Consider the following 12184-nt stretch of genomic DNA (forward strand, 5'->3'; position numbering starts at 1 on the left):
CTCCCGTATAATAATGTAAGAAAAAGTAATAGTGATACAAAAATTTTCATCGGTTATTCTCCTGATTTTAATTCATAAACTATTGTATTTTAGTACAGATGTATAGCTTGAAAATAGCGATAAAAATTTCTTTTAAAGCGCTATTATCAGGCTATTTTCATACTCTATAATTTCCAAATCACAAATGAAAAAAGGAGTTGAGTATGAAGAAATTGCATACACTTGGATTGATGGCATTGCTATCAACAACACTAGTATTTAGTCACGGAAACGTAACCCCTCAACCGGTAGACACTAAAGGTTTAGCACCATTAGGAACTGCTTGGTTGGAAACAAATCCGTATGTCGGAAATGAAACCGCTATTGAGATCGGTAAACATGCATATGCTGAAAACTGTGCCCGCTGTCATGGACTGGAAGTTGTATCAGGCGGTGTTGCACCGGATCTTCGTTACCTTGATCCGGGAGTAGAAGGTGATCAATGGTTTATGGAGCGGATTCGTGGAGGGGCAGTACGTAACGGTAACGTTTATATGCCTAAATTCGAAGGGATCATCAGCCAAGAGGGAATGTGGGCAATCCGTTCCTATTTATTTTCAGTTAAAATCGACCATTAATCATGAAATTTCTAACGATCATCATCAGTATCCTACTCATGACTCTTTGCTCTTATGCACGGAGCATTGAGGATATACAAGCCAGCGGAGAGATCATCATTGCAGTATACAATGACTTTCCGCCATACTCCTATATAGAAGATGGTGAAGCCAAAGGGATTGATGTGGAGATCGGCAAACATATTGCAGAATCCCTCAATGTCAAACCAAAATGGTACTTTACTGATTCAGGTGAGGACATAGATGGTGATCTTAGAAATGTGGTATGGAAAGGAAATCCTGTCCATAAAACCCGCGCAGATGTCATGCTGAGAATCCCCTATGATTATAATTATATGCGAGAGACTGATGTCAGTACCGGTGCACTCCGAACTGATATGGTGGTCATAAAATCACCTTACCATGCAGAAAAATGGGTTATTGTAACCCATAAAGAGACGATACCAGAGATTAATACGATGGGGATATTCGCGTATCATACTATCGGTGTGGAATTAGATACGCTTCCTGACAAACATCTCTCCATGCAAAACAGAGGTTTGTTGCGTAAGAACGTTAAACGATATAGCAGAATTCAAGATGCTGTCAAAGATTTTCAAGCCGGGAAAATTGATGCCATTGCCGGATTGCAATCACAGTTGGAATTTTTACTTGATTACAAAAAAAATCAAGACAAATATTATATGACCAAAGAAGTTTTAGGAATAAAATCCAAATGGGACCTGGGTATCGCCGTCCGAACAGATGGACGTGAACTAAGCAACCATATTGATGACGTCATAACAAAGCTCTACCAAGACAACACATTGCAGACGATATTTGATCAATTTCATGTAACCTACACTAAACCTATCTCTTACGGCCCTTAAAGGAAAACGCATGTATTCATTTTTGTGCAAATGCACCCTATTTGTTCTACTTCTCAGCGTAAGCGCACACGCTCAAAATCCCATATATTCACCCACTTTTGACGATCTTATTCAAAACACACTTCACACTCAATCGTATTGTTTTGACGATGAAAATATAACGGTAAACGTCCCAAAATTTGCCGATAATCCATCTCAGGTACCCGTATCAATCGATGCTTCAAAAATCAAAGTGGCAAAACGGATGATTGTATTCGCCGATCTGAACTATATACCGGAAATTATGGATGTCCAATTGTTAAAACTTAAAGCGGTTTTTGCTTTTAACATCCGTGTTGCACAGGAGACACCGATACGGGTTCTCGTAGAAGATGCAAACGGATTATGGCACATCGGAAGTGCGAATATCAAAAGTCCGGGTGGAGGATGTTCAACACCCAATACTCCCGAAGAGAGTAAAAAGTTTGCGCTTCTGCAGGGTAAGCATAAGAGCCATACACTACGGCATGAGAATACCTATTCTATAAACTTTTCTATTTTTCATCCGATGGAAACCGGTTTGATGTTTGGAACAACCTCTTTTTATATCAAACATCTTGATCTTTACAGTAATAAAGAGTTGATCGGCAGTATGGAACTTACAGCGGCCATCAGTCAAAATCCCACCCTGTTGCTCCAAACCACAGCCGGTGACGGTTCGTACACTATTGAGTTGGAAGATACGGATGCCAATACGTACCGCATCGTAACAAAACTCGATGCACAATAAGAGTACGTGTTTTTAGAAGTTATAGTTTATACGTACGAGAAAACGGTTATAGCCACCATTGTAATCGTTAGTACCGTTATTCCCTAAATTTTTGTTTTTGTCATTTACAACAACGTAATTCACTTCTGCATTGAGTGCTTCAGTGACTTTATACCTGGCGATGAGATCAATCTCGTCCGCTTCCGTATTATCCGGGGCACTTTTGAACTTTGAATAACTGGCAAACAGGGTCACATCTTTTAAATCTATATCTCCCATATCCGCTTCTGCATTGAATTGATAGACGTTGACGTCTTCGAAATCATCCAGATCTACCTCTTCCGTATCTACAACATACGGACCATTGCCAAAGCCGCTTATTATGTGTTTTCCCCCAGCATTGAAAGCTTTATTATACTCTGCACCGAGAGTAAACATTCCCATACTAAGATTCACTCCGACACCATAAATATTACCGTCTACATCACTGTTGTTTTTTTCATTGAACCGTGCTAATTGTCCTATAAGTTCCAAGCTGCCTACTTCACCGAATTCCATTGTATACTTTGCATCCCCATAGAATATATCGCTCAGTTTATCAATCCCGTAATACCATCCGTTCAGTTCAATGTTATCGAGACTTTCGTTGCTAATGCCGACTACTACCGCACCGTTACTTCCGGGAGCCATTTTTTTGAATTTTGAAATATCGTTTCCGGAGTCATATCCGGCCCATCGTGAGATATATCCTCCGATAAGAGCTGTTTCCTCTACCCCTTTATAAGTTATCATCGCCGCTTCAAAACTATTGGGATGCATACGGATATCATCGGTATCGGCAAAAGGAATATCGATCAACTGACGTCCAACGCGTAATGTCACATCATCGATACTATAATCCAGATAGGCCTCACCGATATAGGCAAAAGAGTGTGTATCCTTTCCAAACAAATCAGGATTTGCTCTCCCCTCATCGAAATCTCCGGTTGCAAAATTGAGTTTTTGGGAACCATATGCCCCAATTCCAAGTTTCAGATCATTCCAAGGAGCCGTTTCATATTTCAATATACCGCCGACTGAAGTTCCGTAAGTATCCGTATCTACTTTGTTATTTTGATTTATGTATGCAGTACGGATTTCTCCGCTAACTTTCCCATCTCCAAATACATCCTCAATACTTGAAGCATTTAATACCGCTACCGTAGCCAAACTCAAAGCAACTGTTTTTTTCATCTACATATTCCCAACCGTATCTTTGTTTTGGGATAAGTATATAGGATGAAAATAGCCCAAAAATAGCTGTTTAGGAGAGAAATTAGGAGTATTATTTTTTATTTGATGAGCGTTACAAAAAAGCGTGGAGTACCCGAAGGTACCCTAACATTTTTCCCTTCTTTTTATCATCACCTTATGGACGTCGACGAAACTTCACTACAGGTTCAAAACTTTTCATAAAAAGGAGGGTTCATCCCCGCAAGGATGAAAGTTCTATTGCGATTCTTAGAAGTTAAGAGTCAAATACATTTGAAGAGAATTGGATTGTGAACCGTTATTTTGATCATCCGCGTCTGTAGAGACGTAAGCTAACGTAGTATCCAAGGGACCGAAAGATTTTGTTGCCGATAGCGCAATTTCCTGCATATCGACTCCGACACGCGGTGCAGCAAGTGTAGCAAAATAGGCATTATTTACATTAGTATAATACGCACCGAACTTAGCAATAGATGCAGTGTATTCAGCTGTCAAATTCACAGTTTTCGCATTTGGTGCACCTACGTATCCATAGTTCCAAAATGCTTCCGTATACAATTTCGATTGCGCGGCAACAGTATTATTGGTCGCAAGGTTGGCGACTTTAAAGACGCTGTTTTTATCCACATCCGAATAGGCAGCAGAGAGTTTGAGATTCTCGATACCTTCATACCCTACTTTGAGTGCATACGCTTGCGAATCATGCACCCCCGCATATTCACCTTTCGGACTAATTTCGGCATACTCTGCACCCAATTTCAAACCTTCGAAATCAACATCTGCTTGGAGCCAGAAAGCATCCGCAGCGCTAACAGCATTCCAGTACCATGCTTGCGCTGTTAGCGGTTTGTACGAGTTATTGATAATACCGGCTACATTCGCTCCATTCGCTCCATGAACACCGAATTTAGCGCCGTCACCCAAAACGCCGTCCAACCCATTTCCGGACGTATTATTCGGAGTAGGTAGTGAACCGTCTGTATAACCAACCGAATTTACACCATTACTATGGCCTGCATATACACCGACCACCGTTGTATCCGGAATATCTTGATTGATTAAAACTACAGCCTCATAGCTATTTGGGGCAATAGACCACGTTTCACTAAATGAAAGCGGGGAATCGAGCAGCATCCGTCCGGCTTTAAGGGTGGTTTTACCATATGTTCCGGCAATCCACGCTTCACCTAACCATGCTTCATCAGCAACATTCGGACGGGCAGGATTGGTAACAGTGTGACCGCTTGACCATGCTTTGCTTACAAGATTGTTTTCAAGTCCAAGGGTGCTTATCGCATACCCTGTCACACCAAAAGAAATATATTTTGCAAGATCTCCGCTCACACCGAGACGAAGTGCCGTATCTGCCGCACTTGTCGTTTTACTAAAAAGATCACCTGGATTTTTATCATCCGTATAGTAATAAAGTTTAGCGTCACCGTTTACTTTTACATTTTCAATCGCAAATGCATTTACTCCCAGCAATACTGCTGCCACTAGGCTTATCCCTACTTCTTTTTTCATATCGACTCCTTATATCTATTGATTTTTATTATAAAAATAATATCTATATATATAGTTATTACTAATACAATTCGAATCTTCCGGAAAGTATATAGAATGTAAATAGCGGTGAAATAGCCGTCATAGATAAAAGCAACAGACAGATCGAATATATATGAAAGTGCGACATCACACTAACTTCACACTCAAGCGGATATACTCTTATCTATACAAAATAGAAATTTACATGTAAATCTACTGTTTTAGTATTATATAAACAACAAAGAAAGCATCCGGAACATGGTTAAATCAACAATAGTGAAAATACTTTTGGTATTAATAGGTATCACAAGCAGTTTTGTTATGGCAAATGAATTGCCTAATATATGCAGTCGGGATCAAAATGTCAACGAGTTTACCATCCTCAGCTATCATGAAATTGCGGATAAAAGTGAAACATTAGACTCAACATATGCAGTATCTCCGTCCAATTTTGATCAGCAAATGAATTGGTTGATCGAAAACGGTTACCATTTTGTCAATATCAATGATATTATTGATTACCGTAAACATGGAAAAGCGCTCCCTAATAAAGCCGTTTTGATTACCTTTGATGACGGTTATCAATCCGTGTATGATAATGCGTATCCGGTTCTAAAAAAACATAAAATCCCTTTCGTAATCGCATTGGTCGGCAGTTGGCTCAACGGCAAAAAAACAGTAGATTTCAGCGGAAAGATGATTGCGCGTGACAAGTTTTTAAGCCAGAAAGAGATTAGACTAATGATACACAGCGGCCTGGCAGAGGTCGCCAGCCACAGTTATCAGTCTCACGAAGGGCTGCAAGGCAATCCACAGGGAAATATGGAACCGGCGATTACGACTCGCCTATGGTTTAATGACACCAAAACGTATGAAGACGAAAAAAGCTACCAAAAGCGTGTCTATAATGACTTATTGGAAAACAACATTTATTTAGAACAATATACGGGGCAAAAACCGCGAGTTATGGTTTGGCCGTATGGACATTACAATATTGAAGCGCGCAAAATTGCTGAAAAACTAGGAATGCCTATCGGATTAACCTTGGATGATGGCAGCAATACACGTATTACCCCGTTATGGGGACTTCGACGCATATTGGTTGAGGGAAAAATGACCCTTAAAGATTTAGAGCACAATATGCTGTCTCGAAATGCAAATTTAGCGGATGACGACCGCACGACAAAAGCGGCGCACATCGATTTAGATTATATTTATGATCCGGATCCTGCCCAAAGAGAAAAGAATTTGGGTGCATTGCTCGACCGGATCAAAAACTTGGGTATTAACACGGTTTATTTGCAGGCTTTTGCCGATCCCGATGCCAACGGTGCCGCAGACTACGTCTACTTCCCAAATCGCAATATACCGATGCGTGCCGATTTATTTAACCGTGTGGCGTGGCAAATCGCTACACGTACACAGGTCAAACGTATTTATGCCTGGATGCCGATGATTGCATGGGAATTACCGAAAAACAATCCGGCCGTCAACGATACGGTAGTGACGTTGCAGGTGGATCCGACCCATCTTAACATGGGATATCCGAGATTATCCCCATTCTCTCCAAAAGCGCGAAAGGTTATTAAAGAGATTTACGAAGATTTGGCAAAATCGACCTATATTGACGGTATCTTATTTCATGATGACGTCACTCTGTCAGATTTTGAAGACGACAGTCAATTTGCTCATCAGCAATATAAAAAGTGGGGATTATCACAAAGTGTTAGTGATATTCGAAGTGATAAAAAACAGTTTCAAAAGTGGACTAAACTCAAAACAGACTATTTAGATGATTTTGCAATGCAACTTGCTCAAATAGTACGAAATGAACAACCGGGACTCAAAACCGCGCGTAATCTCTATGCCCAAGTTGCCTTGCATAAAGACGCTCAAGAATGGTATGCACAAAGTTTGGCTCAATCAATCAAAAAATACGACTATACTGCGATCATGGCAATGCCTTATATGGAACAAGCCGATAATGAAAAAGAGTTTTATGACAGTATCGTTAAAAATGTAAAGCAAGAGCAGTGTGGGATGGAACGTACCGTAATGGAATTGCAAACGGTCAACTGGAGAAAGGATAATGAACCTATTTCACCTCGAGAATTACACGATACTATAGGATATTTATACGGCTTGGGTGTACATCATATTGCTTATTATCCGGACAACGTATTCACCAATAATCCTGATGCCGATAGAATGAAAGCTGATTTTGCACAAAAACCGATACGTATGCATTCGTTAACTTCATTTGAAATGGCACCAAACAACTAAGAAGGATCTTTTTTAATGACTTTTACTATCTTTATTCATTTACTATGGCATACATTATTAGGTTATGTTTTTTACTATCCGCTCTTTATGTCAAGCTTATGGATTATCGGAGCAATCTTTTTCTATTTTAAAAATGAAAAACCTTACTCTAAACATATTATTCCTCCTCTTAGAGCCGATGAAAAGTGGCCTGGAGTCAGTATTTTGATTCCATGCTATAACGAAGGTCAAAATGCTGTCGAAACGATTACGTACGCCCTTAATGTAGAATACCCTGAATTTGAAGTCATTGCTATCAACGATGGCAGCAAAGACAATACATTAGAAATATTGCTCGATTTGGCAAAAGAAAACCCAAAATTAAAAGTGGTTAATCTAGCCGAAAATCAGGGTAAAGCTTTAGGGTTGCAGGCTGGATCACTAGTGGCAAAATACGAGTATTTAGTCGGTATTGACGGAGATGCCCTCATTGATAAATATTGTCTGTATTGGATGGTTAAACATTTTATCCGTTATCCGGAAGTCGCCGCTGTAACAGGAAATCCGAGGATACGTAACCGTACAACGTTGTTGGGCAAAATTCAAGTCGGTGAGTTTTCTTCTATCGTTGGGATGATCAAACGTGCACAACGCAGCTTTGGGCGTTTATTCACCGTATCAGGCGTCATTACCGGTTTTAGAAAAGCAGCGGTACATGAGATAGGCTATTGGAGCCCGGATATGCTCACTGAAGATATAGATATCACCTGGAAGCTGCAAAGCAACGGTTGGGATGTACGTTTTGAACCCCGTGCTTTGGTATGGATTTTAATGCCGGAAACGTTGAGCGGATTATGGAAACAACGATTACGTTGGGCTATGGGCGGTGCGCAGGTCATGCTAAAAAACTTTAAAGTTTTATTTTCACACAGACAAACCCATCTTTGGGGGCTCATGACGGAACAATTACTAAGTATAATTTGGGCTTACAGTATGGTCTTGATGATTTTAGTCTGGCTCGTTAGTTTGTTTATGCCAATATCCTTTTTAACTCCGGATCATTCCCCTATTCTACCGGATCAGAGCAGTATTATCCTCATCGGAGCATGTTTGATACAATTCGGAGTCAGCAAATGGCTCGATGGCCATTATGACGAAGGTTTAGGTAAAAACTATTTTTGGATGATTTGGTATCCGTTTGCCTTCTGGCTGTTTAATCTTATTACGGCTGTAACGGCTCTTCCTAAAGTATTGTTTGGTAAAAAAGGCCGTGCCAGATGGGTCAGTCCAGACCGTGGTGCTCATCAACAAGTAAAAAAGGTTAAGTGATGGAAAAATTAATTATCAATAAACGCCATGAATTACCTAAGACTAAAAGAATAGTATGGGATTTAATCACTGTATTACTATGGATAGGATTTATCTATTTATGGAAACCTGTATTTCACGTATTTTATAGAATCATTACATTAGGTGCACCTGCAGAAGAGTTATCCGATTGGATTTTTGGCGAAATCCATAGTGTCACCTTTGAACACGCACTCTATATGCTAATTGGAACCCCCATAGTACTGTTTATCCTTTCAAGGCTAAATCGGCACCAAGCCCCAAGTGAGCATTTACTCTATGAATCCAGCGATTATTCAAATTACTTTCATGTAAATGATGCAGAGTTACAACAGTGTGTTAACAGTCAATTGATTACAGTTTTTCATAATGAACATGGCCATATTATCCGTTTGGAAAATCAAATAACAAACAAATGACTCCCTACACTCTTTACATTCTTAAATGCAATGATGATACATTGTATACCGGTATAACTACGGATCTGGAAAAACGTCTTCTCGAGCATAACACGTCCGATAAAGGGGCAAAATATACCCGCTATCGCCGTCCGGTCATAGTGGTATATCAAGAGCCCTGCAGTGATAAAAGCATGGCGTTAAAACGTGAACACGCTATCAAAAAAATGAGCCGTCAACAAAAACTTGCTCTGATTTAAACAATTCTTTTTATCGAATACACTTACTGTTTCCTATTTGTGTGTAAAACAGTGTACAATCCTTTTTAAACTTTGACAAACATGATTGAACTATCTCAGGAGGATATAACGTGGCACTATCCGCACAACAAAAACAAATTATAAAAGATTCAAGTATCCTCTACCGTTCCGAGATTAACCAAATCAACACTTGGGTCTATAATGAACCGGATGATGATCGATGCGAAAAGCTTTATCTACTCCGTGCCCTCTCCACCATCGAACATACCAATCGTATCGGATTGCTGAATGACGAAGAGGTTTCAGAAGAGATGCTTGAGGCAGTAGCGAACGAAGTGAACCTTTATTTCCCTGAAAAAGACGATGCAGAGCTTTTCGACGATATCGCGATTTTGGAAGATGATATCAAAGATCGCTTTTTCGACAACCCGATCAAAGAGAAGCAAGCCCTTTTAAACGAGCTAGGATTGAGTTTTAAAATTTAAGGATTCAATTATGAAAACACTCATTCTGATCCGTCATGCCAAATCTGACTGGAGCAATCCTTTTTTACATGATTTTGACAGAGAATTGAATGCACGGGGATTGAAAGATGCTCCAATGATGGGGGCAGTCCTCTACCATAAAAATATCCACCCCGATTTAATCCTCTCCAGCCCGGCACAACGAGCCCAAGCTACCGCTGTCGCAATAGCACACAAACTCTCTTTTCCGGAAGACGCGATCACGTATAATTCTGCTCTCTATGAGAGTGATATCGAAACCGTCTTCGCAGTTATACGAAGCGTTCCTGACACATGCAAAACCCTCATACTCTTTGGACATAATCCAGAGATGACCGAATGCGTCAATGCACTGTGCGACGCAGATATAGACAACATTCCGACCTGCGGTGTCGTAGCGATGCGGTTAAGAGGCGACAGTTGGAAGAATATCGAATATCACTCAGCCGAATTGCTCTTTTTTGACAAACCGAAACAGCACAGATAATCTTATGTTTATTTCACATTAGCAGGTTTTTTCAGAGTGATAATGTCCGACTTATAAGTTGAACCGACTTTCATGTAAAGTCCACCGTCTTTTTCAGAATATATTATAAAATCAGCAGGATAACAGTCAGCCGTATCTTTTAATTTTGGTGGCATATATTTATCGCAAGAATAAGAATTGTCAATGATTTTAGTTGCAGTATTTTTTGAAATTTCAAAGACAATATATGACATAGAATATTCAGCTTCTTGCTCAAAAATAAAATATAACGTATCAGATAAATTATATACTCTTGCTTTGTAATGATCTGTAGCAAGTTTATCTGATATGATTTTTCCAATTTCGTTTTGATCTTTTTTAATATCATATTGTGTTTCAAGTGCATTACTTTTATAAATTTGTTTATTTGTAATCAAATAGTTTTTAAATTTATAATTACTAATTATAAATCCATTTTTTATTTGCTTATTAATGTCACTTTTACTTAATTCTATACCTTTAATGTTCAAGACATCTGAAGCAAAGACTTGGGATGCAAAAGAAATAATCAATATCATAATAATTTTTTTAAATAACATGTTTTCTCCTATTTTAATAAAGATGGATCACCATGTCTTGGATCATCCATTGGACTTGTTGCAACATTATTTTGCAATATACTATCTGTAGACGTTAATTCATTTGGTAATTTATATCCAACATAAAATGCCGGATTTACTTTATTGTTTAAGCCCCCACCAATTTGCCCAATATTTGAAATTTCAAAATGCAAATGTGGATCTTTGCTTGTAGTATATCCGCTTGTTCCAATTTTACCAATAATTTGCCCTGCTTTAACGTGTGCTCCCATATCTACAATTCGTTCTAATAAATGTGCATACATAAAATAAAATTGCCCTTGGTCATTAAAATTTGGTCCATGTTCCATTTCACCTTGTTCTGCATATTGTAAATTATACGCTCGTTTTCGACTTCGAACAAAATCAGGACATTTTGCTTTTAATACAATGACATTTCCATACCCCGAAACGCCAGCGATTGATGCCGATATTGTTCCGTCCACACACGCATAAACTGGAGTCCCTGGAAGTGCAAATAAATCTACACCCTGATGTTTCTTTGGATGATTGTTTTGAATCCTAACCATCCCAAACGTATTACTCCAAGGTCTATTCACACCGTTTATATTGTATTTTGCCAACTGCGGATTATCAATTGGATCATGCCACGTTTGATCTTTACACTTCTCATCCACTTTTTTCTCTACATTCCCATTAACCATTGCGCCCGTAGTGCTTGAAGCCCCACCTTTTGTTGCGGCTTTTTGTTTTGCATGAGCTAGTTTTTTTGCTTGATATCTATTATGTCTCTCTATCTGTGCAGCTGTCCTGATTTTCGGAATATTAGAATTTGAGATAGCAGGTTGGGCCACTGAAGTATCACTGTCCAAAAATGCAAAATTGTTCTTTGTTGGATTTAGTAAATCCAAGTATTCTGAAAAAGCAAACAACCCGCTCGGATCCACAAAGTTCACCGGATCATTCCCGACATAGCGGTAGAAGTTCGTATCTCCTCCCGCAAACCCTATCGGGTCTGGTGTGATGAATCGTCCGAGGGTGGGATCATAATATCTGGCTCGATAGTAATACAGATCGTCGGTGTCTGTTTCTCTGCCTGTGTAGCCGTAGGGGTTATAGGTCTCTAGAGTTTTGGTGTGGTGGGTGATGTTGCCGTATGCGTCATAGCTGTAGCTCTCGATGATCTTTCCCTCTTTGTCGGTGAGGGAGAGGATAGAGTTTTGGTGGTCTCTGTGGTAGTAGCAGGTATGGATTAGCGATTGCTCGTATTGGTGGCGTTCATCCGGATCGAGTTTTTCTTGTTCCCAGGTACTGAGGGT

Annotated in this window: 13 protein-coding genes; 9 read left to right on the forward strand and 4 right to left on the reverse strand. The window is 39.5% G+C overall.

The window, feature by feature from the left end; all coding sequences use genetic code 11:
• The first annotated feature begins 203 nt into the window (after positions 1–203).
• Genes pedF through PHP90_RS12000 form a run of 3 tightly spaced genes read left to right on the forward strand, consistent with a single transcriptional unit; the run spans position 204 to position 2255 of the window.
• Positions 204–617, forward strand: coding sequence for a cytochrome c-550 PedF (gene pedF, locus PHP90_RS11990; RefSeq protein WP_299930217.1), 414 nt, complete (start codon positions 204–206; stop codon positions 615–617).
• Positions 618–619: 2 nt separating this feature from the next.
• Complete coding sequence (locus tag PHP90_RS11995) at positions 620–1486, forward strand: transporter substrate-binding domain-containing protein (protein WP_299930219.1); 867 nt, start codon at positions 620–622, stop codon at positions 1484–1486.
• A 10-nt stretch (positions 1487–1496) separates the two neighbouring features.
• Positions 1497–2255 carry a quinoprotein dehydrogenase-associated SoxYZ-like carrier gene (locus PHP90_RS12000; RefSeq protein WP_299930221.1) on the forward strand — a complete coding sequence of 253 codons (759 nt, stop codon included), beginning with the start codon at positions 1497–1499 and terminating at the stop codon, positions 2253–2255.
• Positions 2256–2267: 12 nt separating this feature from the next.
• Here the strand turns inward: PHP90_RS12000 and PHP90_RS12005 are convergent, their stop codons facing one another.
• Positions 2268–3467 carry an OprD family outer membrane porin gene (locus tag PHP90_RS12005; protein WP_299930223.1) on the reverse strand — a complete coding sequence of 400 codons (1200 nt, stop codon included), beginning with the start codon at positions 3465–3467 and terminating at the stop codon, positions 2268–2270.
• Between the two features lie 267 nt (positions 3468–3734).
• On the reverse strand, positions 3735–5009 hold the full coding sequence (locus PHP90_RS12010) for a hypothetical protein (protein ID WP_299930226.1): 1275 nt from the start codon (positions 5007–5009) through the stop codon (positions 3735–3737).
• A gap of 342 nt (positions 5010–5351) precedes the next feature.
• Between PHP90_RS12010 and pgaB the strand changes: the two genes are divergently transcribed.
• The 6 genes from pgaB (at position 5352) to PHP90_RS12040 (ending at position 10287) form a co-directional block, all read left to right on the forward strand.
• Entirely contained in the window at positions 5352–7313 is a 1962-nt protein-coding gene (gene pgaB, locus PHP90_RS12015) for a poly-beta-1,6-N-acetyl-D-glucosamine N-deacetylase PgaB (protein WP_299930229.1), read from the forward strand.
• A gap of 15 nt (positions 7314–7328) precedes the next feature.
• Positions 7329–8621 carry a poly-beta-1,6-N-acetyl-D-glucosamine synthase gene (pgaC, locus tag PHP90_RS12020; protein WP_299930232.1) on the forward strand — a complete coding sequence of 431 codons (1293 nt, stop codon included), beginning with the start codon at positions 7329–7331 and terminating at the stop codon, positions 8619–8621.
• Positions 8621–9058, forward strand: coding sequence for a poly-beta-1,6-N-acetyl-D-glucosamine biosynthesis protein PgaD (gene pgaD / locus PHP90_RS12025; protein ID WP_299930234.1), 438 nt, complete (start codon positions 8621–8623; stop codon positions 9056–9058). The genes pgaC and pgaD overlap by 1 nt, the downstream gene beginning before the upstream one ends.
• Positions 9055–9297, forward strand: coding sequence for a GIY-YIG nuclease family protein (locus tag PHP90_RS12030; protein WP_299930237.1), 243 nt, complete (start codon positions 9055–9057; stop codon positions 9295–9297). The genes pgaD and PHP90_RS12030 overlap by 4 nt, the downstream gene beginning before the upstream one ends.
• 110 nt (positions 9298–9407) lie before the next feature.
• On the forward strand, positions 9408–9782 hold the full coding sequence (locus PHP90_RS12035; RefSeq protein ID WP_299930240.1) for a hypothetical protein: 375 nt from the start codon (positions 9408–9410) through the stop codon (positions 9780–9782).
• Between the two features lie 10 nt (positions 9783–9792).
• Complete coding sequence (locus PHP90_RS12040; RefSeq protein ID WP_299930243.1) at positions 9793–10287, forward strand: histidine phosphatase family protein; 495 nt, start codon at positions 9793–9795, stop codon at positions 10285–10287.
• A gap of 8 nt (positions 10288–10295) precedes the next feature.
• Here the strand turns inward: PHP90_RS12040 and PHP90_RS12045 are convergent, their stop codons facing one another.
• Entirely contained in the window at positions 10296–10865 is a 570-nt protein-coding gene (locus PHP90_RS12045) for a hypothetical protein (protein ID WP_299930246.1), read from the reverse strand.
• 8 nt (positions 10866–10873) lie between these two features.
• Positions 10874–12184: RHS repeat-associated core domain-containing protein (locus PHP90_RS12050; RefSeq protein WP_299930249.1), on the reverse strand; the 1311-nt coding region annotated here is incomplete at its 5' end.

The sequence above is a fragment of the Sulfuricurvum sp. genome, assembly GCF_028712165.1.
Classification (GTDB): Bacteria; Campylobacterota; Campylobacteria; order Campylobacterales; family Sulfurimonadaceae; genus Sulfuricurvum.